Origin of the sequence: Stenotrophomonas maltophilia group sp. msm4, from assembly GCF_032025605.1 — a bacterium.
Taxonomy (GTDB): domain Bacteria; phylum Pseudomonadota; class Gammaproteobacteria; order Xanthomonadales; family Xanthomonadaceae; genus Stenotrophomonas; species Stenotrophomonas sepilia.
Genome location: NZ_JAVSKK010000004.1, coordinates 169371 through 195505, shown reverse-complemented (window position 1 = coordinate 195505; position 26135 = coordinate 169371). Strand labels below are relative to the sequence as shown.

Below are 26135 nucleotides of genomic sequence, written 5' to 3'. Positions count from 1 at the left end.
TTGCCGTGTGCGCAGGATTGCGCACACGAGCAAGCGGCGACCGAGCTTACATGGGCGTACTTGCAGCAGCCCCTGCAAGCGGACCCACCCCGCCATCCCACGGATAGTCAGCTTTTGCCTTTGCCTTTGCCGTTGCCTTGGCAGGTGCAGGGCTGCAAGCCCTGCCGCAAACACACCCCTCACACCACCGGAATGCTGTGCTGCCCCAGATTCCGATATGGCGGCGTGGACATGACCATCTCCGCCAGCGAATAGGCCAGCTCGCGCTCGGCCATCACCGTGCCATCGGCACCATGCTCCAGCAGATGCTTCACTTCGGCATCGCTGTGCGCACGTGCCAGCAGGGTCAGGTCCGGGTTGATCGCACGCAGCTTGGCCAGCGCCTCACCGGCTTCCAGCGGCTGCGGAATCGCCAGCACTGCGATCTTGGCCCGCTCTGGATGGGCCTCGGCCAGCACCCGGTCGGCGGCGGCGCTGCCGCGGATCGCTGCCAGGCCCCTGGCGTGCGCCTGCTCGACGTGCTCCTTGTTGTCATCGATCACCAGCACCGGCACGCCGCGATCGCGCAGCACCTGTGCCAGCTCGCTGCCGACCCGGCCATAGCCGATCACGATGGCGTGGTCATGCAGGTCGCGCGACGGGCCGGTCGCCTCTTCCGGCTCTGGCGTTTGCGGCTGTGTTTCCTGCTTGGCCTGCCATCGGTCGAGCAGGCCGAACACCAGCGGATTGAGCATGATCGACACCAGCGCGCCGGCCAGCACCAGCGACTGGCCTTCCTTCGGCAGGATCTGCAGCGCCACGCCGAGGCCGGCGATGATGAAGGCGAACTCGCCGATCTGGGCGAGGCTGGCCGAGATGGTCAGCGCAGTGCTGGTCGGGTGGCCGAACGCGCGCACGATGAAGAACGCGGCTGCCGACTTGCCGAACATGATGATCAGCACCGTGGCCAGCACCTGCCACGGATGCTGGACGAGGATGTTGGGGTCGAACAGCATGCCGACCGAGACGAAGAACAACACCGCGAACGCATCGCGCAGCGGCAGCGAATCATGCGCGGCCTTGTGGCTCAGTTCCGATTCGTTGAGCAGCATGCCGGCGAAGAACGCGCCCAGCGCGAACGAGACACCGAACAGCATCGCAGAGCCGAACGCCACGCCCAGCGCAATTGCCAGCACCGACAGGGTGAACAGTTCGCGCGAGCCGGTACCGGCGATACGTTCGAGGATCCACGGGATGACCCGGCGCCCGACCACCAGCATCACCGCCACGAACAGGCCCAGCTGCACGAAGGTCCAGCCGATGTCGGCCAGCACGCTGCCCAGCGAGTGCGACTCCTTGGCCGCGTCGGGACCGAACACGCCGGCCATCACCGGCATCATCACCAGCGCCAGCACACAGGCCAGGTCTTCGACGATCAGCCAGCCGACCGCGATCTTGCCGCGCATCGTCTCCAGCAGGCGCCGTTCCTCCATTGCCCGCAGCAGCACCACGGTACTGGCCGTGGCCAGCGAGAAACCGAAGATGACGCCATGAATGGCCGGCCAGCCCATCAGCGAGGCCACGCCCCAGCCGAGCAGGGTGGCCACCGCGATCTGGCCGATGGCGCCGGGGATGGCGATGGCCTTGACCGCCATCAGGTCCTTCAGCGAGAAGTGCAGGCCGACGCCAAACATCAGCAGCATCACGCCCAGTTCGGCCAGCTGGTTGGCCAGCGCCTGGTCGGCGACGAAGCCGGGGGTGAACGGGCCTACGCAGATGCCAGCAACCAGGTAACCGACCAGGGGAGACAAGCGGAGCTTGTTGGCCAGCGCGCCGAAGATGAAGGCGAGCCCCAGGCCAACGGCAACGATGTTGATCAGGTCGGTGTCATGGTGCATCGGCACTCGCAGGAAATCGGGGGCGCCCCCGATTTTCACCGATGAAGCCAGATACGGCAAACCTGCCGTCCACGTGCCGTGGCCGGCGGGTTTGCCACGCATTTCTCCTCTACCCCCGCCTTCGGCGCGCCCCTTCAACAAGAAGGGGCTCTCCTCCAGATGCGGCCCGGGGTTGCCGGCCCGCGGCCGGCACTACCGCTTACCAGGTGTACTTGATCCGCCCGTACACATACGCGCCGTTGAAGCCGAACGGCGAGTAGTTGCTGTACGGCAGCATGCCGAAGGTGGAGTTCTGCAGGTCTTCGGTGCGGTCCGGGTACTTGTCCAGCAGGTTGTCGGCGCCCACGGTCAGGGTCCAGTTGCTGCTCGGCTTGTAGCTGGCCGAGGCATCCACCACCCAGGCATCGCCGTAGGTCTGGTCGCGCAGCGCGGTGGCCGAGTTGCGTACGGTGAACTTGCCGTAGCGGGTCGCGGCCAGGCCCAGTTCCCAGTGGTCCGAACGCCAGGTGCCGCTCAGGATCGCCTTGTCGCGCGGGTAGCTGTCCTCGATGCGACCGATCTCATCACGGCCGATCAGCGACTGGGTCAGGCCCAGCGTGCCGAACACCGCCGGAGTGCCGCCGACGCGGCGCACTTCGGTGTCGTTGTAGCTGTAGGCGGCGGTCAGCTCCAGGCTGCTGGCGCTGAACGGCACGGTGTAGCTGGACACGAAGTCGACGCCGCGGGTGCGCGTATCCAGGCCGTTGGTGAAGTACGAGAACGCGGTCACCTGCGGCAGGCCGAGGGCGCCCAGCAGCGCGCTGGTGGCGGCGTTGGTGGTGATGCTGGACGACAGCGCGATGCGGTCATCGATGTCGATCTGGTACGCATCGACGGTGATGTACAGACGGTCGACCGGCTGCAGCACCAGCCCCAGGCTGTAGGAGGTGGAGGTTTCGGCCTTCAACGGCGAGGCACCCAGCGCCTGCGCGGCCGGGCTCGTGGTCGGGAAGGTGCCGCGTTCAACGAACACGCCATTGAGGAACTGGCTGGTGACCGCCTGGTAGCCCTGCTGCGCCAGCGACGGTGCACGGAAGCCGCTGGAGGCGGTGGCACGCAGCGCGACCTTGTCGGTGAACGCATAGCGCGCCGACAGCTTGCCGGAGAAGCGGTCGCCGAAGTCCGAGTAGTCCTCGTAGCGGCCGGTGATGCCGGCCGAGAACTTCTCGGTCAGGTCCGCTTCCAGGCCGGCATAGACCGCGTAGTTGTGGCGGTCGGCATGCACTTCATTGGTCGGGGTGAAGCCGGCGAAGCCCTGCGCGCCGCTGCCGGTGTACGAGTTCAGTTCGCCCGGATTCTGGTCCCACTTCTCCTTGCGGTACTCACCGCCGAAGGACAGCGTGACCGGGTAGGCCAGGCCCCAGTCCAGCGACTTGGTCAGGTCGGCGTTGAAGATGTCCTGCTGGTACTTCAGCGTGCCGTCGTAGAACGAGCGCGGGCTGGTCGCACCGAGGCTGTAGTTGATGCTGTTGCGGGTGTGGAAATCGAGGGTGTTCTCGCCGTGGTTCAGGCTCAGGTCCCAGGTCCAGCCGCTGTCGGTGTTGCCCTTGACCCCGGCCACCAGCGAGCGGTCCTTGGAATACTGGTTGATCTCCGGCACGTAGCCGTCCGGATAGGTCTGCGCCAGCAGCGCGCTCTGCCCGCTATGGTTGCGCGAACGGTAGAACGCGAACGAGGTGATGTCGCGGTTGCTGAGCAGCGCGCTGGCGTAGCCGGTCACGTGGTCGCTGAAATCGAAGCTGGCGTTGGCCGAGGCGGCAGTGGCGTCCACGCGCGGGTCGCCGACGATGAAGGTCTGGCCGATGCTCGGGAAGTTGCCGGTATTCGGCGTGGTGCCGCGGTACGGGCCGGCGCGGTTGCTCTCGTCCTGCTGGCTGATCTGGCCGGCCACGTGCACGCGGCCACGGCCGTTGCCAAACTCGACGCCGGTATCGCCGGAAAGCTGGTACTTGTTTCCGTCACCGGCGGAGTACTGGCCGTAGTCCACGGCCAGGCTGCCGCCACGGCCGCTGCCCTTGAGCACGATGTTGATGACGCCGGCGATGGCGTCCGAGCCGTACTGCGCCGACGCGCCGTCGCGCAGCACTTCCACGCGCTCGATCGCGGCGATCGGGATCGCGTTGATGTCCACCGCCGACGAGCCACGGCCGATGCTGCCGTTGACGTTGATCATCGCCGAGGTGTGGCGGCGCTTGCCGTTGACCAGCACCAGCACCTGGTCCGGCGACAGGCCGCGCAGTTGCGCCGGGCGCACGCCGCTGGTGCCGTCGGTCAGTGCCGGGCGCGGGAAGTTCAGTGAGGGCAGGGCGCGTGACAGGGCGGTGGCCAGTTCACTGGTGCCGGTGGACTGCAGCGCTTCGGGGGTGATGATGTCGATCGGCGACTGCGATTCGGCGACGGTGCGGTCGGCCACGCGGGTGCCGGTGACGATCACGGTGTCCAGGGTGTTGGCGGCGGTGCCGGCCTGCTGGGCGGCGGCGACGAACGGAGAGCCACCGAGTGCGACAGCGACGGCGGCGGCGATCAGGCTGGTCTTGCGGGTCATCGGGATGGGCTCCGGTTGGCGGGGGCGGCACCGGAATCGACATCACGGGGGTGAGGCGGACGGCGGTTGTTGCGGTGCGCAATACAGCAATTAACGGGATATTCAGTGCCTGTCAAATGCCGGTCATTGGAAAAAACGTTGCAGCAGCAACCATTTAGCCCGGACAGGCATCGGCGGGGAGGAGACCCGGGACGCGCGCGGCGAGGACGTGGGAGAGAGGAACGTCGGCCACTGCGCATCCCGGGACGCGTCAAGTATTCGTTAACGCTAGAATTGCGTCGCAGGAACAGTGCTCACCAGCACATTCCATCCGGTTATATGGACCCCTTCCCCGATGATCTCCCTTCGTAATTTCGCCTTGCGCCGCGGCGAGCGGCTGCTGTTGTCCAATGTCGACCTGACCCTGCACGCCGGTTACCGGGTAGGTGTGGTCGGCCGCAACGGTGCTGGCAAATCCAGCCTGTTCGCGGCGGTGAAGGGCGAGCTGGAGGCCGACAAGGGTGACGTCGACCTGCCCGGCAAGGTCCGTATCGCCAGCGTGGCCCAGGAAACCCCGTCGCTGCCGGACCCGGCGCTGAGCTTCGTGCTGGGCGGCGACACTGAGGTGGCCGCGGTGCTGGCCGAAGAGGCCGAGGCGACCGCCCGCGAAGACTGGGAGGCGGTGGCCAACGCACACACGAAGATGGCCGAGATGGGCGCCTACGACGCCGAAGCGCGCGCCGGCAAGCTGCTGCACGGGCTCGGCTTCCCGGCCGAGACGCACCACCGCGCGGTGTCCTCGTTCTCCGGTGGCTGGCGCGTGCGCCTGAACCTGGCCCGTGCGCTGATGATGCCCAGCGACCTGCTGCTGCTCGACGAACCGACCAACCACCTGGACCTGGACGCGGTGTACTGGCTGGAACAGTGGCTGCTGAAGTACCCAGGCACCTTGTTGCTGATCTCGCATGACCGCGAGTTCCTCGACAACGTGGCCACCCATACCCTGCACCTGCACGGCGGCGGCGCCAAGCTCTACCCGGGCGGCTACACCGATTTCGAGCGCCAGCGCGCCGAACAGCTGCGCCAGCAGCAGATCGCGCACGAGAAGGAGCAGGCCGAGCGCGCCCACCTGCAGAGTTTCATCGACCGCTTCAAGGCGCAGGCGAGCAAGGCCGCGCAGGCGCAGAGCCGCATGAAGCGCCTGGCCAAGCTGGCCGGCACCGAAGCGGTGCGTGCCGAACGCGAGTTCCGCATCGAGTTCGCGCCGCCGGCCAAGCTGCCGTTCTCGCTGATCCGCCTCAACCACGTCGAGGCCGGCTACGGCCAGGATGCGGTGATCCTGCACAACGTCGGCTTCGGCCTGGAAGCGGGCCAGCGCATTGGCCTGCTCGGCCCCAACGGCGCCGGCAAGACCACCCTGGTGAAGACCCTGGTGGGTGAACTGGCGCCGATCGTCGGTGAGCGCATGGCGCACCCGGACCTGAAGATCGGCTACTTCGCCCAGCACACGGTGGAGTCGCTGCACGAAGGCCAGTCGCCGATGGAGCACTTCCGCGAGATCGCCCCGGATGCGCCGAACCAGTCGTTCCGCGATTTCCTTGGCAAGTGGAATTTCCCGGGCGACCGCGCGTTCGAGCCGGTCGATGGTTTCTCCGGTGGCGAGCGTGCGCGCCTGGCGCTGGCGCTGATCGCCTGGCAGCAGCCGAACGTGCTGCTGCTGGACGAACCGACCAACCACCTTGACCTGGAAATGCGCGAAGCGCTGGCCGAAGCACTGGCCACCTTCGAAGGCGCGATCGTGATGGTCTCGCACGACCGCCACCTGATCGGCCTGGTCTGCGATACCTATTGGCGCGTGGCTGATGGCGTGGTCGAGCCGTTCGACGGCGATCTGGATGCCTACGCCGCGTGGCTGCGTACCCGCCCGCAGGCACAGGCGCCCAAGGCGCGCATGGAACAGGTGGAAGAGCCGGTGGTGGTCAAGACCGCCCCGGTGGCGCAGGTGGTGCAGAAGAAGCCGGTGAACCCGCACAAGCTGGCCGCCGCTGAAGCCAAGGTGGCCGAGCTGGAAGGTGCGCTGGCCGAACTGGATCGCCAGCTGGCCGACCCGGCCAACTACGCCGATGCCAGCCGCATGGCCGTGCTTGGCCGCGATCGGGAAACCGCCGCCGCGCAGCTGGAAAAGGCTGAAGCGGCGTGGATGGAGCTGCTGGAGTCCTGACCGGTCGTGCCGGCCAGCGGCCGACTGGCATTTCTGCAGTGCCGAGCCACGCTCGGCTTTCGCGCGTAGCGCGGCATTGGACACGGAGCAGCCGAGCGTAGGCTCGGCGCTACATCATGCCTGCGCCTGCAGCCACTCGCGGAAGCGCTTGGCCGGCTCGCGCTCGGCGCGCGAGCGTAGCCGCGTCAGCCAGTAGCGGCCCAGCTCCAGCGTGGTGCCGAACGGCTGCAGCAGGCGGCCTTCGGCCAGTTCCTGCTCAAACATGCGCAGCGGCAGCAAGGCCACGCCGGCACCGCCGGCGGCGGCCATCGCCACCGTCAGCGAGGAATCGAACACCGGCCCACGTGCTTCCACACCGCTGACGCCGGCCGCCTGCAGCCAGCGCGGCCATTCGTCGCTGCGATAGGAACGCAACAACGGCAGCGTGGCCAGGTCGCGCGGCTGCTTCAGCCGCCGCGCCAATGCCGGGGCGCACAGCGGCGCGAAGGGCGCATCGAGGATCGCCGTGCAGGCCTGGCCCTGCCAGTCGCCATCACCGAAGCGGATGGCTAGATCCAGCCCCTCGCCGGCCAGGTCGATGCGGTTGTTGTGGGTCTGCAGGCGCAGCTCGATGTCCGGATGCGCGGCCTCGAATGCGGCCAACCGTGGCAGCAGCCAGCCGGTGGCGAAGGTGCCGACCACCCCCAGCGTCAGCACTTCGCGGGCCGGCCCGCCGGTGTAGCGCGCGATGCTGGCCGAGATGCGTTCGAACGATTCGTTGAGCACCGGATACAGCGCTGCACCTTCATCGGTCAGCGCCACGCCGCGCGGCAGGCGATGGAACAGGCGGATGCCGAGCCGGTCTTCCAGGCCCCGGATCTGGTGGCTCAGCGCCGCCTGGCTGACACACAGCTCCAGCGCGGCACGGGTGAAGTTCTGATGGCGGGCGGCGGCCTCGAACGCGCGCAGCGCATTCAGCGACAGGGTCGGGTGCAGCATCGTACAGTCGTGAGCTGGAGTGATGGCTGATCCTACCCTGTCGATAGAATTGTTCGTAACAGCAGTGGGTTGAATGCGACAGGCATGAATAATTTTCATGTCTCTCGCTGATATTTCGCGCTGGTCGCCCATCGTGCTGGCCTGAATAATCGAGGGGTTGCCAGGAGATTCCGTATGCTCGCCCGTCGCCGATTCCTGCAGTTCAGTGGTGCCGCCGCCGCTTCTTCGCTTGCCCTGCCGTTGCTGGCGCGTGCGGCAGGCAAGGCCAGCGCACGCGCACCGACCGAGGCTGCCATTACCACCGCCAACGATTTCGCAGCGCTGGAGATGGCCTGCGCCGGCCGCCTGGGCGTGACCCTGCTCGACACCGCCAGCGGTCGCCGCTTGGGTCATCGCCAGGATGAGCGCTTCCCGATGTGCAGTACCTTCAAGAGCATGCTGGCGGCCACCGTGCTCAGCCAGGCCGAGCGTGCGCCCGCGCTGCTCGACCGGCGCATGCCGGTGCGCGATGCCGATCTGCTCTCGCATGCACCGGTCACCCGCCGTCATGCCGGCAAGGACATGACCGTGCGTGACCTGTGCCGGGCCACTGTGATCACCAGTGACAACACCGCCGCCAACCTGCTGTTCGGCGTGGTCGGTGGCCCGCCCGCGGTGACCGCGTTCCTGCGTGCCAGCGGCGATACGGTCAGCCGCAGCGATCGGCTGGAGCCGGAAATGAACAGCTTCGCCGAGGGCGACCCGCGCGACACCACCACCCCGGCGGCGATGGCCGCCACCCTTCAGCGTGTGGTGCTGGGCGATGTGCTGCAACCGGCGTCGCGGCAGCAGTTGTCCGACTGGCTGATCGACAATGAGACCGGTGATGCCTGCCTGCGCGCGGGACTCGGCAAGCGCTGGCGGGTGGGTGACAAGACCGGCAGCAATGGTGAAGACGCGCGCAACGACATCGCCGTCCTGTGGCCCTTGTCCGGCGGCGCACCGTGGGTGCTGACCGCCTATCTGCAGGCCAGTGCGATCAGCAACGAGCAGCGCGCCGGGGTGCTGGCGCAGGTGGGGCGCATTGCCGATCGCCTGATCGGTTGAGGTAACCGGGAGTCATCCAGAAACGGCTTGCCGGATCGGTTCAGCGCGCGCATCCTGCGCGCGTTCCAACCCCACGGAAGACCCCATGAGCCATGAACTGATCTACCTGCTGCTGATCTTCGCGCTGCTGGTGATCCCACGCGCGTTGCAGCGTTTCAGCCTGCCCGCCCCGTTGACCTGCCTGCTGTTCGGCATCATCGGCATGCTCTGGCTGGGGGATCAGGCACATGATGCGGTGATCGGACTGCTGGCCACCCTGGGCATTTCCTCGCTGTTCCTGTTCGCCGGCCTGGAAGTGGATCTGCAGGCGCTGCGCCGGGGCATGTGGCCGCTGCTGGCACATCTGGTCATCCGTACCGGCACGCTGTTCGGCGTCGGCTGGTTGGCCTGGCGTTACGCAGGATTGCCGTGGCAGGCCGCCGGGCTGCTGGCGTTGGCGCTGCTGACGCCCTCGACCGGTTTCATCATGGACTCGCTGTCGCGGCTGGGCCTGAGCGAGGACGAACGGTTCTGGGTGACCAGCAAGGCCATCGCCGGTGAGCTGCTGGCGCTGGCGGCGTTGTTCATCGTGCTGCAGGCCGGCGACCCGGGACACATGGCGCTGTCCAGCCTGGCGCTGCTGGCGATGATGGTCGGCCTGCCGCTGCTGTTCATCGCGCTGGGCCGCTGGGTGGCGCCGCACGCGCCGGGCTCGGAGTTCTCGCTGCTGGTGATGGTCGGCATGGTGGCGGCCTACATCACCTACCTGCTGGGCGTGTATTACCTGGTGGGCGCGTTCATCGCCGGCCTGGTTGCGCGCCTGCTGCACCAGCGCATGCCGCTGCTGGCCTCGCACGAGAACCTGCACGCGCTGCGCCTGTTCGCCTCGTTCTTCGTGCCGTTCTACTTCTTCAACGCCGGCACCAAGGTCGCCCAGCGAAGCGTTGAGCTTCGAGGCGCTGGGGCTGGGCATCGTGATCACCCTGGTGGTGCTGCCGCTGCGCATCGGCGTGGTCTGGCTGCAGCGCCGGGTGATGTTCGGCGAGAGCTTCCGCAGCAGCCTGCGCGTCTCGCTGGCGCTGGCTCCGACCCTGATCTTCACCCTGGTGCTGGCGGCGATCATGCGCGAGCGTTTCCAGATTCCGGCGGTGCTGTTCGGCGCGCTGCTGCTGTACGCCGCACTGACCACGCTGCTGCCGTCGCTGGTGTTCCGTACACCGTTTGACGTTGATCCGGTGGAGCAGGAGCCGGCCGGCGAGGGCGAGGCCGCGCCGGTAGCGGCGGCGACCGAAGCACTGCCGGCAGCACCGTCTGCCGAGCGCTGAGCGGGACTGGCGCGCGGTTTGCGCCCATCGTCCATGGCCGTTAGGGTTGGGGTATGAGACCGATTGCCGTTGCCACTACCGCCGCCCTCCTGCTCAGCCTCGCTGCGTGCACGCAGCGCTCCGACACGGTCGCCCATGACCTGGCGACCGCACCGGCCGATGCGTTCATGGCCGCCATCGCCGCACATTGCGGCCAGGCCTACGTCGGCAAGGTGGTGGAGGACACGCCTGCACCGACCGCCAAGGATCCGTTCGCCGGGCAGCGCCTGGTCATGCATGTGCGCTGCGCCGACCCGGCGCACGAACTGCGCATCCCGTTCCATGTCGGTGATGACCACTCGCGGACCTGGGTGCTGACCCGCACGCCGAACGGGCTGCGGCTGAAGCACGACCATCGCCACGAAGACGGCAGCCCCGACGCGATCACGCTGTACGGTGGCGACAGCACGCCGCCGGGCGCCGCCGAGCGCCAGCAGTTCCCGGCCGATGCCGATTCGGTGGCGATGTTCCGCCGCGCCGACATGCTGGCTTCCACGCATAACACCTGGGCGATGGAGATCGATCCGGATCAGACGTTCGTCTACGAACTGACGCGCCCGGACGGTCGCCGCTTCCGCGTGCAGTTCGACCTGAGCAAGCCGGTCGACCTGCCACCGCCACCGTGGGGCGACGACACAGCACCCGCGCCGTGATCCCCGGGTCGGACCCCACCTGCGGAGGGCTCTGACCCCAACCCCGCAACTCAACGCGTACCGAAGCGCGCCCGGCAACCGTTGCTCACCCACACCTGGCCCCGAGCGTAGCCCCAGCTCCGGCCCTCCTGGCAGGCGCTGCCGGACAGCTGCTGCTGCAGCACCGGCCGGCCCTGGCGCTCATCCCAGTCGCAGTTCTGCGTGCGGTTGTTGTTGCTGCTGCAGGTGATGGAGTAGTTGCTGTTGCCGCCGCCCCAGCCACCGCCCCCGCCGCCCCAGCCGCGAGCTTCGGCGAATTCGGCGCGGCAGCCGTTGCTGACCCACACCGCGCCATTGCGCACCCCCAGGTACGGCCTTCGTCGCAGGGGCTGCCGGACAGCTGGCGGACCAGGCGGGCATTGCGCCAGCCGACCGGGCAGCTGCGTTCGCGATTGTTCTGGCTCTCACAGCGGATGGTCTCGCCGGGCCGGCCGTTGTTGCCGCCCCAGCCACCGCCGTTGCCGCCGCCCCAGCCACCACGGGCCTCGACGAATTCGGCGCGGCAGCCATTGCTGACCCAGATGCTGCCATTGCGGCTGCCCCAGGTGCGGCCCTCGTCGCAGGCGCTGCCGGACAGCTGGCGGACCAGCTGCGCATTGCGCCAGCCTGTATTGCACACGCGTTCTCGGTTGTTCTGGCTCTCGCAACGGATCACCCCGCTCTGCGCGGCGGCCGGGGCGGAGGGCAGGGCGAGCGTGGCGATGGGCGCCCAGGCTCAGGGTCACGGCCAGGCGGGCCAGGGACAGCGGATTCATGGCGGCATCCCATACGGTGGCAGGTGCCTGACTATAGGGAGGGGGATGATCAAGCCGGTGTGACTGGCCGGATTTGCCCCGGCCGGGGCCTCGGCCGCAGAATACGAGGCTTTCCGGCCCCCGTCCGGTGCCGGCGTTCTCCAGCGGAGCTTCCCCCAATGCGTACCCACTTCTGCGGCCTGGTCGACGAGACCCTGATTGGCCAGACTGTCACCCTCGCCGGTTGGACCGACGTGGCCCGTAACCAGGGCGGCGTCTGCTTCATCGATCTCCGCGATCATGAAGGCATCGTGCAGGTGACCGTGGAGGTCGATAACGCCGAAGTGTTCGCCGTGGCCGCTTCGCTGGGCTACGAGGACGTGCTGCAGGTGGAGGGTGTCGTGCGCGCCCGCCACGCGGTGAACGACAAGATGCGCACCGGCAAGGTGGAAGTGATCGCCACCGCCATCACCGTGCTGAACAAGGCTGCGCCGCTGCCGTTCCACGCCCACGAGAACCCGGGCGAGGAAACCCGCCTGAAGTACCGCTATCTGGACCTGCGCCGTCCGGAAATGCAGCGCATGCAGCGCACCCGCATCAAGCTGGTGCAGGCCCTGCGCCGCCACCTGGACGAAAAGGGCTTCCAGGACATCGAGACCCCGATCCTGACCAAGGCCACCCCGGAAGGCGCGCGCGACTTCCTGGTGCCGGCGCGCATGCACCCGGGCGAGTTCTACGCGCTGCCGCAGAGCCCGCAGCTGTTCAAGCAGATCCTGATGGTGGCCGGCTTCGACCGTTACTACCAGATCGCGCGCTGCTTCCGCGACGAAGCACTGCGTGCCGACCGCCAGCTGGAGTTCACCCAGCTGGACATGGAATTCGCCTTCGTGCGCGAGCGCGACGTGCAGGACTTCGTCGAAGACATGATCCGCGCCATCTTCAAGGAAGTGGTCGACGTCCAGCTGGATGCCAGCTTCCCGCGCATGACCTGGGCCGAGGCGATGCGCCGCTACGGTTCGGACAAGCCGGACCTGCGCATCGCGCTGGAGCTGGTCGACGTGGCTGAACTGGTCAAGGACAGCGGGTTCGCAGTGTTCACCGGCCCGGCCAACGATGCCGAAGGCCGCGTCGCCGCGCTGCGCATCCCGGGCGGTGCAGCGCTGAGCCGCAAGCAGATCGACGAGTACGCCGCGCACGCCGCCAAATACGGCGCCAAGGGCCTGGCCTACATCAAGATCGCCGACAACGGCGAAGTCAGCTCGCCGATCCAGAAGTTCTTCAGCGAGGCCTCCTTCGCTGCGCTGGTCGCCCATGTTGGCGCCGGCAACGGCGACATCGTGTTCTTCGGTGCCGGTGGCTACAACAAGGTCTCCGACTTCATGGGTGCGCTGCGCCTGAAGGCCGGCAAGGACTTCGGCCTGATCGCCGATGGCTGGGCGCCGCTGTGGGTCACCGACTTCCCGATGTTCGAATGGGACGAGGAAGAACAGCGCTACGTCGCCCTGCATCATCCCTTCACCGCACCGGCCGTGGACGACATCGCCGACCTGCGCGCCAACGCCCGTACCGCCGTCTCGCGCGGCTACGACATGGTGCTCAACGGCAATGAAATCGGCGGCGGTTCGATCCGTATCCACCGTCCGGACATGCAGAGCGCAGTGTTCGAGCTGCTCGGCATCGGCGCCGAAGAGGCCCGCGCCAAGTTCGGATTCCTGCTCGACGCGCTGAACTACGGCGCGCCGCCGCACGGTGGCATCGCCTTCGGCATCGACCGCATCGCCGCGCTGATGGCCGGCACCGAGTCGATCCGCGACGTCATCCCGTTCCCGAAGACCACCGGTGCACAGGATCTGATGACCGACGCGCCGTCGCCGATCGTCGACGCGCAGCTGGCCGAAGTGCACATCCAGGTTCGCCCCAAGACCAACTGATCAGGAGATCCAGGCAATGACCGAGTTTGCGTTTTCGCTGGAGTGGGAAAAGCTGGGCAATGAAGGCTCCGAGGCCAACCTGGTCACCGAGCGTGCACGCGTGTTCGGTGGTTGGCTGGTCCGCGTCGGTACCAACCCGGCGGCGATGGCCCTGACCTTCGTCGCCGACGGCGAAGGCCGTTGGGACGGTGAAGACTTCGGCGTCGAGGATTACGAGGACGACGAAGAGGAAGAGTACGACGAGGACGAGGAAGGCGAGGAAGAAGAGGACGAGGACGAGGACGAAGAAGAGTACGAGGAAGAGGACGAGGAAGAAGAGGAGTCGCCTGAAAAGGCTTGACCCCCGCTTCGCCCTGGCGTCAACTTCCTGCATGTATTCGATCCGCCGCGCCACTGTGGACGATGCGCCGACCCTGTCGGCGCTGGCCGCCCGCACGTTCACCGAAACCTTCGGCCATCTGTACCCGCCGCAGGACCTGCAGGCCTTCCTGGAGGAGGCCTACACGGTCGAGCGCCAGCGCGTGATCCTGGCCCACCCCGATTACGCAGTGTGGCTGCTGGAACTGGATGGGGAGGCGGTCGGCCATGCCGCCGCCGGCCCCTGTGGCCTGCCGCATCCGGATGTGAAACCCGGTGACGGCGAACTCAAGCGCCTGTACCTGATCAAGACGCAGCAGAGCTGCGGCTGGGGCAGCCGCCTGCTGGAAACCGCGCTGGCCTGGCTGGAGCGCGAAGGCCCGCGCACGCTGTGGCTGGGCGTGTGGTCGGAGAACTTCGGCGCGCAACGCTTCTACGCCCGCTATGGTTTCGAGAAGGCCGGCGAGTACCTGTTCCCGGTTGGCGATACCAACGATCTTGAATTCATCCTGCGCCGCGCACCGCGCGCGGCCTGACGTTCACCGCCGCTTGCTGCGCGCGCGTGTTCAATCACCTCACGTTCCTGCCCCGCTGACCGCCAGGCTGTTTGCATGACTCCCCCCGTATTGCTGCTGCATGGCATCTGGAATGCCCGCGCCTGGGTCGGGCCGCTGGCCTGGCGCCTGCGCGCGCGTGGTTTCCAGGTGCATGCGTTCGGTTACTCCTCGGTGTTCGGTGGTCCCGACGTGGCGGTGCGCCCAGCTGCTGGAACGGTTGGCCGACGCCGGGCCGTTGTCGCTGGTCGGCCACAGCCTGGGCGGGTTGCTGGCGCTGGAAGCGCTGCGGCGCAATCCGCAGCTGCCGGTGCAGCGCGTGGTCTGCCTGGGTTCACCGCTGCGCGGCAGTGGCACCGCACGCTCGTTGTCCGAGCACGGCTGGGGCCTGGCGCTGGGACGCAGCAGCGAGCTGCTGCTCGATGGCCTGCCGGACTGGCAGGGCAGGGCCGAAAGGCCTGATTGCCGGCTCGGTGCCGCACGGGCTGGGCAGCCTGCTGGGTGCCATCGACGATGCCTCCGACGGCACCGTGGCACTGGCCGAGACCCGGCTGCCGGGCCTGGCCGACCATTGCGTGGTCCGCACCAGCCACAGCGGCCTGGTGGTGTCGCTCGACGCTGCGCGGCAGACCGCGCATTTCCTGCGCCATGGCAAGTTCGACCACAGCCGCGACGCGGCGGCAGCATAGGGGCAGGGGAGGCAGGCCGCCCTGTAGAGCCGAGCCCATGCTCGGCTGCATTCCGTCGGGCCCATTGAGCCGAGCATTGGCTCGGCTCTACAACAATACGGGCCTAGACACGGTTGCAGCGCCCGATCAGGTAGAATCCGCGCCTTGATCCTGAAGCAGCCAGACGGTAGCACCCATGGGTAGAGGCCCCTCCATCGAAGCCCGCAAGAACGCGTCCGACGCGAAGCGCGGCAAGATTTTCACCAAGATCATCCGCGAGATCGGCGTTGCCGCGCGGCGGTGGAGGCGACCCCAACAACAATCCGCGCCTGCGCGTGGCCGTGGACAAGGGCCTGGCCGTGAACATGTCCAAGGACGTGATCGAGCGTGCCATCAAGAAGGCGACCGGTGAGCTGGAAGGCGTCGACTACGAGGAAGTCCGCTACGAGGGCTACGCTCCGGGTGGCGTGGCCGTGATCGTCGACTGCCTGACCGACAATCGCGTGCGCACTGTGGCCGACGTCCGCCATGCGTTCAGCAAGTGCGGTGGCAACATGGGCGCCGAAGGCTCGGTGGCCTTCATGTTCAAGCGCCTGGGCGTGCTCAGCTTCGCCGCAGGGGCCGACGAGGAAGCCATCACCGAAGCGGCCATTGAGGCCGGTGCCGATGACATCGTGGTCTACCCCGATGACGGCTCGATCGATGTGGTCACCAGCCCTGACGCGTTCAACGCGGTGAAGGATGCGATGGCCGCCGCCGGCCATGTCGCCGACCACGCCGAGATCACCTTCCGCGCGGACAACGACATCAAGGTTGAAGGCGACGTCGCCCTGCAGGTCAAGAAGCTGCTGGACATGCTCGAAGACCTGGACGACGTGCAGGACGTGTATTCCAACGCCGAACTCGGCGACGCCCTACGCCTGAGCCGTCTGCGACGGCCTGGGCGCGGGCCGTTGAACGGTCACCGCGGACAGCCATGAGCCCCCTACGCCTGCCAGCGCATCCCGTTCCGCCCCGCCAGGAGTGCAGCATGACCCGCATCCTCGGCATCGACCCCGGTTCGCAGCGGACCGGGGTCGGCATCATCGATGTCGATGCCGCCGGCCGCGTCACCTACGTGCACCACCAGCCATTGGTGCTGCTGGGCGCCGACGACTTCCCGCAGCGCATGAAGCTGCTGGTGCTGGGCCTGGCCGACCTGTGCCGCGAGTACCAGCCGCAGGAAGTGGCCATTGAAAAGGTGTTCATGGCCCGTAATCCCGATTCGGCGCTGAAGCTGGGCCAGGCCCGGGGCGCGGCGATCTCGGCCGTGGTGCTGCGCGACCTGCCGGTGCACGAATACGCCGCCAGCGAGATCAAGCTCGCCGTGGTTGGCCGTGGTGGCGCCGAAAAGCAACAGGTTCAACACATGGTCGGGCTCATGCTCAACCTGAAAACCAAGCTGCAGGCCGACGCGGCCGACGCGTTGGCGGTGGCGATCACCCATGCCCACGTACGGGCAACGGCCAACCGCCTGGGGCTCAGTGCGCCGCCAGGCGTGGGGCCGCAAATGAGGAGCTGCACGCAATGATCGGTCGACTGCGCGGCATCGTCGCCTACAAGGCGCCGCCGTGGCTGGTGGTGGACGTGAACGGGGTGGGCTACGAACTGGAGGCGCCGATGAGCACCTTCTACGACCTGCCCGAGCTCGGCCGCGAGGTCACGCTGTACACCCACTACGCGCAGAAGGAAGACAGCGTTTCGCTGTACGGCTTCCTGCGCGAGGGGGAGCGGCGCCTGTTCCGCGACGTGCAGAAGGTCAGTGGCATCGGCGCGAAGATCGCGCTGGCGGTGCTGTCCGGCGTTTCCGTCGAGGAGTTCGCGCGCATGGTCCAGGCCGGTGACATCACCGCGCTGACCCGCATTCCCGGCATCGGCAAGAAGACTGCCGAACGCATGGTGCTGGAACTGCGTGACCGTGCAGCCCAGTTCGGCGCCGGCGGCGCGCTGCCCACCGGCAGCGGCCCAGCCCCGGCCGACCCGCTGTCCGATGCCACCGTGGCCCTGCAGCAGCTGGGCTACAAGCCGGCCGAAGCGGCACGCATGGCCCGCGACGCCTTCAATGAAGGCGACGAAGTGGCCACCGTGATCCGCAAGGCGCTGCAGTCGGCGCTGCGCTGAGCCGCGTCCCTTTCCTTCAACGAACCGCCTGAGCGTCGCCAGGAGTCCCATGTCCAGCAGTCAAACCCCGCACGCAGCTGCCCCCGGCAGCCACGGTCACGCCCCTCCAGCAGGAGGCATGGCGCTGATCATCGGTGCGATCGGCGTGGTGTTCGGCGATATCGGTACCAGCCCGCTGTACACGCTGAAGGAGGCGTTCTCGCCGCACTACGGGCTCAACAGCGACCACGACACCGTGCTGGGCGTGCTGTCGCTGGCGTTCTGGGCGCTGAACATCGTGGTCACGCTGAAGTACGTGACCATCATCATGCGCGCCGACAACGACGGCGAGGGCGGCATCATGGCGCTGATGGCGTTGACCCAGCGCACGCTGCGCAACGGCTCGCGCTCGGCCTACGTGGTCGGCATCCTCGGCATTTTCGGTGCGTCGCTGTTCTTCGGCGACGGCGTGATCACCCCGGCGATATCGGTGCTGGGTGCGGTGGAGGGCCTGGAGGTGGCCGCGCCGGGCCTGCATGCCTTCATCGTGCCGATCACGGTGGTGGTGCTGTTGATGGTGTTCGCGGCGCAGCGCTTCGGTACCGAGAAGATCGGCAAGGCCTTCGGCCCCATCACGTCGGTCTGGTTCATCTCGCTGGCGGCGATCGGCATCTACAACATCGTCGATGCGCCGGAAGTGCTCAAGGCATTCAACCCGTGGTGGGCGATCCGCTTCTTCATGGAGCACAGCTGGCATGGGATCTTCATCCTCGGCGCAGTGGTGCTGGCGGTGACCGGTGGCGAGGCGCTTTACGCCGACATGGGCCACTTCGGCGCCAAACCGATCCGCCACGCCTGGTATTTCTTCGTGCTGCCGTGCCTGGTGCTGAACTACCTGGGGCAGGGCGCACTGGTGCTCAACCACCCCGAAGCGCTGAAAAACCCGTTCTTCGAGGCGGTGCCGCCGTGGGCGCTGTACCCGATGATCATCCTGGCCACCATGGCGGCGGTGATTGCCTCGCAGTCGGTCATCACCGGCGCGTTCTCGGTCTCGCGTCAGGCGATGCAGCTGGGCTACATCCCGCGCATGCGCATCAAGCACACCTCGCACGACACCATCGGCCAGATCTACATCCCAGGCATCAACTGGGGCATCGCGGTAATGGTGATCGGCCTGGTGCTGGCCTTCCGCAGCTCGTCCAACCTGGCAGTGGCCTACGGCATCTCGGTGTCGGCCACCATGCTGATCGACACCCTGCTGCTGGCCCTGGTGGCCCGTTCGCTGTGGCCGAAGGCGCGCGCCTGGCTGCTGCCGCTGTGCGTGGTGTTCTTCATCATCGACCTCGGCTTCGTCATCGCCAACGGTGCCAAGCTGCTGCAGGGCGCCTGGTTCCCGGTGGTACTGGGGATCTTCCTGTTCACCATGATGCGCACCTGGCGCCGTGGCCGCGAACTGCTGCGCGATGAGATCCGCAAGGACGGCATCCGCCTGGATACCTTCCTGCCTGGGCTGATGCTGGCACCGCCGGTGCGCGTGCCGGCGCTGCAGTGTTCCTCACCGCCGACCCGACCGTCGCCCCGCATGCGCTGATGCACAACCTCAAGCACAACAAGGTGCTGCACGAACGCAACGTGTTCCTGCACGTGGAGACCCTGCCGATCCCGTATGCGATGGAAGGGCAGCGGCTGAAGATCGAATCGGTGGGCGACGAGTTCTACCGCGTCTACGTGCGCTTCGGCTTCATGGAAACCCCGGACGTGCCGCTGGCGCTGATGCGCTCGTGCGACCACGGTGGCATCTACTTCGACCCGATGGACACCACCTTCTTCGCCAGCCGCGAAACCATCGTGGCCACCGCCAACCGCGGCATGCCGATCTGGCGCGACAAGCTGTTCGCGCTGATGCACCGGAATGCCGCGCCGGCCACCGGCTTCTTCCGTATTCCCGGCAACCGCCTGGTCGAACTCGTACCAGGTCGAGATCTGAGGTCTGGTAGTGCCGGCCGCTGGCGGGCATCCGCCGCACCACCGGTGTTCATGGGGTTGCCGGCCAGCGGCCGGCACTACCGTGCTTCCGGCCCCGGAATGCAACCATTTACCGCATAATCACGGTATGACCGACGACCGCATCATCGGCGCCGCCACCCGCGAGGATGACGCCGCCGACGCCAGCATCCGCCCCAAGCGCCTGGCCGACTATCTCGGCCAGGCCCCGGTGCGCGAGCAGATGGAGATCTACATCGAAGCGGCCAAGGGACGCGGCGACGCGCTCGACCACGTGCTGATCTTCGGGCCGCCCGGCCTGGGCAAGACCACGCTCAGCCACGTCATCGCCAACGAACTGGGCGTGGCCCTGCGGGTGACCTCCGGCCCGGTGATCGAGAAGGCCGGCGACCTGGCCGCGCTGCTGACCAACCTGCAGCCGCACGACGTGTTGTTCGTGGATGAGATCCACCGCCTGTCGCCGGTGGTCGAGGAAGTGCTGTACCCGGCGATGGAAGACTTCCAGATCGACATCATGATCGGTGAGGCCTCGCGGCCCGTTCGATCAAGATCGACCTGCCGCCGTTCACCCTGATCGGTGCCACCACCCGCGCCGGCCTGCTGACCGCGCCGCTGCGCGACCGCTTCGGCATCGTCCAGCGGCTGGAGTTCTACAGCGTCGAGGAGCTGACCCGGATCGTGCGCCGCTCGGCCACCATTCTCGGCATCGACTGCACCGCCGACGGCGCCGGCGAGATCGCGCGGCGCGCGCGCGCACCCCGCGTATCGCCAACCGCCTGCTGCGCCGCGTGCGCGACTACGCGCAGGTGAAGGCGGGCGGCCACATCGACGAGGCCGTGGCGCAGGCCGCGATGAAGATGCTCAAGGTTGATCCGGAAGGCTTCGACGAGCTCGACCGGCGCCTGCTCAAGACCCTGGTCGACTACTTCGATGGCGGCCCGGTCGGCATCGAGTCGCTGGCCGCGGCGCTGTCCGAGGAGCGCGGCACGCTGGAAGACGTGGTCGAGCCGTACCTGATCCAGCAGGGCTTCCTGGTGCGCACCGCGCGCGGTCGCATGGCCACCCACAAGGCCTACCGGCACATGGGCCTGAAGCCGAAGAACCCGCCGCAGGATCTGTTCGCGGAGGTTCCCGATGTCGGTTGAGCCACTATTCAGTTGGCCGACACGCATTTACTGGGAAGATACCGACGCAGGCGGCGTGGTCTACCACGCCCGCTACGTGGCCTTCATGGAACGGGCCGGACCGAATGGATGCGTGCGCTCGGCTACGGCCAGGAGCGCATGCGCGCCGAGCATGGGATGGTCTTCGCGGTGCGCTCGATGCAGATGGATTTCATCAAGCCGGCACGGCTGGATGACACCCTGCAGGTGAGCGCCCGCCTGGTCCAGCTGAAGAAGGCCAGCATGGTCTTCGACCAGCAGATCCTGCGCGACGGCGAGCTGCTGCTGTCGGCCCGGGTCCGCATCGCCGCACTGGAAGCGGCCAGTTTCCGCCCGCGTGGCATGGACGAGGCCGTCCTTGCCATGCTGCAACCCCACCTCCACCCCGAATCCGAACACTGAGGAACAACGGATGATCGCAACGCTCCTGGCCCTGCAGGCCACGGTCACCGAGGCACTGCCGGCCGACGTCAGCAACGCCGCGACACAGACCCTTGCCCAGGCCACCACCGGCGGCGGCATCAACTACCTCGAACTGATGGCCAAGGCCAGCCTGCCGGTGAAGATCATCGTGCTGCTGCTGCTGGTCGGCTCGTTCGTCAGCTGGGTGATCATTTTCCGCAAGGCCCGCGTGTTCAAGCAGGCCACCCGCGAAGCTGACGAGTTCGAGAACCGCTTCTGGTCCGGCGCCGACCTGGGCAAGCTGTACAGCGCCGCCACCGACCGCAGCCGCAGCGTGACCGGCCTGGAAGCCATCTTCGAAGCTGGTTTCCGCGAGTACACCCGCCTGCGCGACAAGCGCCGCCTGGATGGCCGTGCGCAGCTGGAAGGCGCGCAGCGTGCCATGCGCACCACCTACACCCGCGAAGTGGACCAGCTTGAGCGCAACCTGGAACTGCTGGCCAACATCGGTTCGACTGCCCCGTACGTGGGCCTGGTCGGTACCGTGTTCGGCATCATGGTGACCATGCACGACATGATCAGCGGCGGTAGGCCGGTATCGCCGCCGTCGCGCCAGGCATCTCCGAAGCCCTGTTCGCCACCGCCATCGGCCTGTTCGTGGCGATCCCGGCGGTGTGGGCCTACAACCGCTTCACCACCCGCGTGGAGCGCATGTCGGTGCGGTTCGAGACCTTCGCCGAAGAGTTCAGCTCCATCCTGCAGCGCCAGAGCGCTGGCGACGAGTAAGCGCCTGACCCGGGAGTCCAAGCCATGTCCGCTGCCATCGGTCGCCGCAAGCGCCGCAAGCTGAAATCGGAAATCAACGTCGTTCCCTACATCGACGTCATGCTGGTGCTGCTGATCATCTTCATGGTCACCGCGCCGCTGCTCACCCTGAGCTTCGACGTCGACCTGCCGCAATCCAACGCCAAGGCGCTGGAAAGCAAGCAGGACCCGGTGATCGTCTCGGTGCGCCAGGACGGCCAGCTCAGCCTGAAGCTGCCCGACGCCAAGGAGCCGACCGCCGTGTCGGCCGAGGAACTGGAAGGCCGCCTGGCCGGCATCGCCGCCCAGGACAAGGGCGTGCGCGTGATCGTCGCCGCCGACCGTGCCGTGGCCTATGAAAAGGTCATCGCCGCGATGGATGTCATCAAGCGCGCCAAGGTAGACAAGGTAGGCCTGGCCACCGATGCACGCTGACGCCCTGCCACCTCCGCAGCAGCGCGAACCCGGCTGGGGCCTGCCCCTGGCGCTGGCGTTGCTGGTGCACCTGCTGGTCGCGCTGGTCTTCATCGTGGCCTGGTTCTGGTCGCCCGAGCGCAACACCGACGCCGCCGCCGGTGATCCGTCGGTGGAGGCCAGCCTGGCGCTGTCCGCGTCCGAAGCGTCCGCCGCCCGCCAGGCCCTGCGCCAGTCCGAAAAGCTGGAGGACCTGCCGCCGCCGGTGGCCGAGCCGGTTCCGGTGCCGGAAGACACCATTCCGCCGCCACAGCCGATTCCCGAGCCGCGCCCACAGGACGCCCCCACGCCGCAGCAGCAACAGGCACAGGAGCGTGTCGCGCAGCCGGATACCAAGGACCAGGAAGCGGTCAGCGCGTTGGCCATCTCGCAGGAGAAGGCCAGGCAGGAGCAGGAAGCCAAGCGCCGCCAGGAGCAGATCGACCTGACCGAACGCAAGCGCCAGGAAGAGGCCGAGCAGAAGCTGCGCCTGGCCAAGCAGCAGGAAGAAGACGCGAAGAAGAAGCTGGCCGATCAGGCGCGTCAGGCTGCGGACAAGGCCGAGGCCGAGAAGCAGAAGAAGATCGCCGAGATCCGCGCCGCCGCGAACAGGCCGAAAAGGAAGCCAAGCTGGCTGAGCAGAAGCTGCGCCAGGTCGCCGCCGCGCGCAATGCCGCGGGCAGTGCCGCCGCCGGTTCCAGCGGTGCGTCCCAGCCGGCCGCCGGTGGTGGTGGCAACAGCGATGATCTTTCGGCCAAGTACGCCGCGGCGATCCAGGCCAAGGTGCTGTCGCAGTGGGTGCGGCCGGACACGGTGCCGCTGGGCCAGCGCTGCCAGATCACCATCACCCAGATTCCGGGTGGCACGGTGATGCAGGCCAAGGTCAGCCCGAACTGCCCGTACGACGAGGCCGGCAAGCGTTCGATCGAGGCCGCCGTGCTCAACGCGCAGCCGCTGCCGTACCGTGGCTTCGAGTCGGTGTTCGCACGCACGCTCAACTTCACGTTTACTGCCCAAGATCGCTGAGGCGGCGGGCCGGGGCGGCTCTCGAGCCACCCGCGCCCACGGTTGTCGCGCTTGCCTCTGGTGTGCTCGGTTTCGACCGGGCAGGCTGTGGGCTGCTGTCGAACACCGTCCTCCGGGGCGGCGTGACCAGGGCAGACGGTGCGATGCTAGCCACGACGTTAACGGTGCGTGAGAAGACGGGCTGGAACTGACCCGGAATTCACGTACCCTTGGTTCATGATTGCGAAGCGGTTCACTCCCGCTTTGTTATCCCTCGTTCCGGTTTCCCCTTATTGAGCGCTCCATGAAAAAGATGCCTCGCTGGCTTGCCGTGTTTGCGGCCCCTGTTGCTGCCCTTTGCTGCTGTCGCGCAGCAGAAGGGGCTGGATATCGACATCATCGGCGGCAATGCCTCCGCGCTGCCGATCACCATCGTGCCGATGCCCTATCAGGGTTCGTCGGCCGCTCCGCAGACCGACGTCGCCGGCGTGGTCCGTGCCGATCTGGAGCGTTCGGGTCAGTTCCGCACGCTGCCGGAAGCGCAGATCGTCGAGAAGCCCGTGCGGGGGGATATCCAGTTCGCGACCTGGCGCGCGCTGAAGCAGAACTACATCGTGGTCGGCCGCGTGCTTGATGCCGGTGCGGGTGCCTACCGCGTCGAGTACGAACTGTTCGACGTCGCCCAAGGGCGAGCGCCTGCTGGGCCTGGCGATGACCGCCCGTGGCAACGCCATGCGCGACGTTGCCCACCAGATGGCCGACGCCATCTACGAAAAGATCACCGGTGTGCGCGGCGCCTTCTGGACTCGCATCGCCTACGTGACCGCCAGTGGCAAGGGCGACGCCATGCGCTACGCGCTGATGGTGGCCGATTCCGATGGCTTCAACCCGCAGACCATCGTGCGCTCGGCCGAGCCGCTGCTGTCGCCGTCGTGGAGTCCGGATGGCAGCAAGCTGGCCTACGTCAGCTTCGAGCGTGGCAATTCGGCCATCTACATCCAGAACATCGGCACTGGAGCGCGCGAGCTGGTCACCAGCTTCCGCGGCATCAACAGCGCCCCGGCGTTCTCGCCGGATGGCCGCAAGCTGGCCCTGACCCTGTCGCGCTCCGGTAACCCGGAAATCTACGTGATGGACCTGGGCAGCAAGCAGCTGACCCAGCTGACCAACCACTTCGCCATTGATACCGAGCCGACCTGGGCGCCGGACGGCAGCGCGGTGTACTTCACCTCCGATCGCGGCGGCCGTCCGCAGGTCTACAAGGTCGGTGCCGGTGGCGGCAGCGCCGAGCGCGTCACCTTCCAGGGCAACTACAATGCCAAGCCCTCGGTGTCCTACGATGGCAAGAAGATCGCCGTCGCCCAGGGCTCGGGCAACAGCTACAAGATCGCGATGATGGACAGCTCGCTGGGGTCGCCCCGCTGGAGCACGCTGTCCCCGGGTTCGCTGGATGAATCTCCGAGCTTTGCGCCCAACGCAAGCATGGTGCTGTACGCCGCCCGCGAAGGTGGCCGTGGTGTGTTGTATGCCGTTTCGGCCGATGCGCGGGTTCGCCAGCGCCTGGTCCTGGCCGACGGTGATGTGCGCGAACCGGCATGGTCCCCATACCGTACCCAGCGCTAAAAGAGTGTTAATATTTTCGTTGTCTTGAACCCCTCATCGGCTTAGGAGCCACAAAGGTATCGCCATGAACAAGTCCACCCGCGTTCTGCTTGTTTCCCTGCTGTCTGTGGCCGTCCTGGCCGGTTGCTCGAAGAAGGTGAAGGAAGAGCCGGCAGCCCCGGTCGACACCGGCACCTCGACCACCACCCCGACCGGTCCGTCGACCTCCGGCCTGTACGGCCCGGGCGATCTGGACACCGACGCCTGCCTGCGCCAGCGCGTTGTCTACTTCGACCTGGACAAGGAAGACGTGAAGCCGGAATTCCAGGCCATCATGGCGTGCCACGCCAAGTACCTGCGTGACCGTCCGTCCTCGCGCATCACCCTGCAGGGCCACACCGACGAGCGCGGTTCGCGCGCGTACAACCAGGCCCTGGGTGAGCGTCGTGGCAACGGCGTCAGCTCGGCCCTGCAGGCCAACGGTGGTTCGGCTTCGCAGCTGACCGTCGTGTCCTACGGTGAAGAGCGTCCGGTCTGCACCGAGTCGAACGAGTCGTGCTGGTCGCAGAACCGTCGCGTCGAAATCGTCTACACCGCGCAGTAATCCATGCGCATTGGCATCAAACTGATGCTGGTCGTTGCGGCAGCCCTCGTGGCTGCCGCACCGGCGCACGCACAGCGACAGAGCCTGGCTGACCGTGTCGGCGCGCTCGAGCAGCAGATGTACAACAACAGTGCCAACCAGGACCTGTTGAACCAGATCAATCAGCTGCGGCAGCAGGTCACCAGCCTGCAGGCCTCGATCGAGCAGTTGCAGCATGACAACGCCCAGCTCAAGCAGTCCGCCCAGGACCAGTACCTGGATCTGGACAGCCGCCTGAACCGGTTGGAAGGGGGCAACGCCGCCCCGGCCCTGCCGCCCGTTCCGGCGAGCGCGCCGAAGGCCGCACCGGCCCCGGCAAAACCCGCAGCGGCGGCCACTTCCGAGCGGCCGCCTTCGGTCCATGGTGATGCTGGCAGCCTTGCCGCCACCGGCGACGAGCGCACCTCCTACAACGTTGCCTTCGATGCGTTGAAGGCCGGCAGGTACGACGATTCGGCGCAGCTGTTCCTGAGCTTCCTGGAGTTGTACCCGAACGGCGTGTACGCGCCGAACGCGCTGTACTGGCTGGGCGAGAGCTACTACGCCACCCGCAATTTCCCGATGGCCGAGACCCAGTTCCGAGAGCTGCTCTCGCGCTATCCGACCCACGACAAGGCCGCGGGCGGCCTGCTCAAGATCGGCCTCTCGCAGTACGGCGAGGGAAAGGTCGACCAGGCCCAGCAGACGCTGGAGACCGTCGTGGCGCAGTACCCCGGCTCGGACGCCGCGCGCACCGCGCAGGACCGCCTGCAGTCCATCCGCCTGGGCAAGCAGATCCGCTGATCCGCTGAGCGGGCGTACAATAGGTCGCCTGTAGAGCCGAGCCCACGCTCGGCTGCTTTCGTTTCCGGACCAGCAAAGCCGTCCGGTTGCTGTTGTAGAGCCGAGCCATGCTCGGCTGCTTTCGTTACCGGCC

At 67.2% G+C, this 26135-nt stretch carries 13 protein-coding genes and 11 pseudogenes; 20 read left to right on the top strand and 4 right to left on the bottom strand.

The annotated features are described in order from the left end of the window. Positions 1-179: 179 nt before the first annotated feature. Entirely contained in the window at positions 180-1877 is a 1698-nt protein-coding gene (gene ybaL / locus ROV93_RS19225; RefSeq protein ID WP_069139333.1) for a YbaL family putative K(+) efflux transporter, read from the bottom strand. A 199-nt stretch (positions 1878-2076) separates the two neighbouring features. Further along, the gene (locus ROV93_RS19220; protein WP_312540861.1) at positions 2077-4461 is read right to left on the bottom strand and encodes a TonB-dependent receptor; all 2385 of its coding nucleotides are present in this window, start codon (positions 4459-4461) and stop codon (positions 2077-2079) included. A gap of 334 nt (positions 4462-4795) precedes the next feature. On the opposite strand from ROV93_RS19220, the gene ROV93_RS19215 reads away from it, so the two are divergent. Continuing rightward, complete coding sequence (locus ROV93_RS19215; protein ID WP_312540858.1) at positions 4796-6661, top strand: ABC-F family ATP-binding cassette domain-containing protein; 1866 nt, start codon at positions 4796-4798, stop codon at positions 6659-6661. Between the two features lie 114 nt (positions 6662-6775). On the opposite strand, the gene ampR is transcribed toward ROV93_RS19215, so the two are convergent. Next, positions 6776-7639, bottom strand: coding sequence for a LysR family transcriptional regulator AmpR (ampR, locus tag ROV93_RS19210; protein WP_111007690.1), 864 nt, complete (start codon positions 7637-7639; stop codon positions 6776-6778). A gap of 174 nt (positions 7640-7813) precedes the next feature. Here ampR and blaL2 point away from each other — a divergent pair, with 174 nt between their 5' ends. From blaL2 to ROV93_RS19195, 3 genes and pseudogenes are all read left to right on the top strand, one after another. Next, positions 7814-8725 carry a L2 family extended-spectrum class A beta-lactamase gene (gene blaL2, locus ROV93_RS19205; protein WP_072167664.1) on the top strand — a complete coding sequence of 304 codons (912 nt, stop codon included), beginning with the start codon at positions 7814-7816 and terminating at the stop codon, positions 8723-8725. Positions 8726-8810: 85 nt separating this feature from the next. Beyond that, positions 8811-10029, top strand: a pseudogene (locus ROV93_RS19200) (cation:proton antiporter). Positions 10030-10082: 53 nt separating this feature from the next. Next, the gene (locus tag ROV93_RS19195) at positions 10083-10721 is read left to right on the top strand and encodes a hypothetical protein (RefSeq protein WP_312540851.1); all 639 of its coding nucleotides are present in this window, start codon (positions 10083-10085) and stop codon (positions 10719-10721) included. Positions 10722-10771: 50 nt separating this feature from the next. Here the strand turns inward: ROV93_RS19195 and ROV93_RS19190 are convergent. After that, positions 10772-11379: pseudogene (locus tag ROV93_RS19190) on the bottom strand (DUF3011 domain-containing protein). 294 nt (positions 11380-11673) lie between these two features. On the opposite strand from ROV93_RS19190, the gene aspS reads away from it, so the two are divergent. The 16 genes and pseudogenes from aspS to ybgF all read left to right on the top strand — a co-directional run bounded on the left by aspS (position 11674) and on the right by ybgF (position 26002). Beyond that, on the top strand, positions 11674-13425 hold the full coding sequence (gene aspS, locus ROV93_RS19185; protein ID WP_072167667.1) for an aspartate--tRNA ligase: 1752 nt from the start codon (positions 11674-11676) through the stop codon (positions 13423-13425). Between the two features lie 16 nt (positions 13426-13441). After that, on the top strand, positions 13442-13765 hold the full coding sequence (locus tag ROV93_RS19180; protein WP_072167668.1) for a DNA primase: 324 nt from the start codon (positions 13442-13444) through the stop codon (positions 13763-13765). A gap of 31 nt (positions 13766-13796) precedes the next feature. Beyond that, entirely contained in the window at positions 13797-14318 is a 522-nt protein-coding gene (locus ROV93_RS19175) for a GNAT family N-acetyltransferase (RefSeq protein ID WP_049415346.1), read from the top strand. 75 nt (positions 14319-14393) lie between these two features. After that, positions 14394-15025, top strand: a pseudogene (locus tag ROV93_RS19170) (alpha/beta fold hydrolase). Positions 15026-15200: 175 nt separating this feature from the next. Beyond that, positions 15201-15984: pseudogene (locus tag ROV93_RS19165) on the top strand (YebC/PmpR family DNA-binding transcriptional regulator). A gap of 50 nt (positions 15985-16034) precedes the next feature. Then, positions 16035-16557, top strand: a pseudogene (gene ruvC / locus ROV93_RS19160) (crossover junction endodeoxyribonuclease RuvC). Positions 16558-16570: 13 nt separating this feature from the next. Continuing rightward, positions 16571-17164, top strand: a complete 594-nt coding sequence (gene ruvA / locus ROV93_RS19155; RefSeq protein WP_005418517.1) for a Holliday junction branch migration protein RuvA — start codon at positions 16571-16573, stop codon at positions 17162-17164. 49 nt (positions 17165-17213) lie between these two features. Beyond that, a pseudogene (locus ROV93_RS19150) lies at positions 17214-19111 on the top strand (potassium transporter Kup); the annotation flags it as partial. Positions 19112-19256: 145 nt separating this feature from the next. Further along, positions 19257-20292 (top strand): annotated as a pseudogene (gene ruvB / locus ROV93_RS19145) (Holliday junction branch migration DNA helicase RuvB). Next, a pseudogene (gene ybgC, locus ROV93_RS19140) lies at positions 20282-20712 on the top strand (tol-pal system-associated acyl-CoA thioesterase). The pseudogenes ruvB and ybgC overlap by 11 nt, the downstream one beginning before the upstream one ends. A 10-nt stretch (positions 20713-20722) precedes the next feature. After that, positions 20723-21498, top strand: a pseudogene (tolQ, locus tag ROV93_RS19135) (protein TolQ). A 24-nt stretch (positions 21499-21522) separates the two neighbouring features. Then, on the top strand, positions 21523-21951 hold the full coding sequence (tolR, locus tag ROV93_RS19130; RefSeq protein ID WP_005410751.1) for a protein TolR: 429 nt from the start codon (positions 21523-21525) through the stop codon (positions 21949-21951). After that, positions 21941-22995: pseudogene (gene tolA, locus ROV93_RS19125) on the top strand (cell envelope integrity protein TolA). Before tolR ends, tolA begins: the two are co-directional and overlap by 11 nt. A gap of 283 nt (positions 22996-23278) precedes the next feature. Further along, positions 23279-24597: pseudogene (gene tolB, locus ROV93_RS19120) on the top strand (Tol-Pal system beta propeller repeat protein TolB). A 64-nt stretch (positions 24598-24661) separates the two neighbouring features. Further along, positions 24662-25180 (top strand): peptidoglycan-associated lipoprotein Pal, encoded by a 519-nt coding sequence (gene pal, locus ROV93_RS19115; RefSeq protein ID WP_005418510.1) that lies wholly within the window; start codon positions 24662-24664, stop codon positions 25178-25180. A 3-nt stretch (positions 25181-25183) separates the two neighbouring features. Beyond that, complete coding sequence (gene ybgF / locus ROV93_RS19110; RefSeq protein ID WP_019660125.1) at positions 25184-26002, top strand: tol-pal system protein YbgF; 819 nt, start codon at positions 25184-25186, stop codon at positions 26000-26002. Positions 26003-26135: the final 133 nt, after the last annotated feature.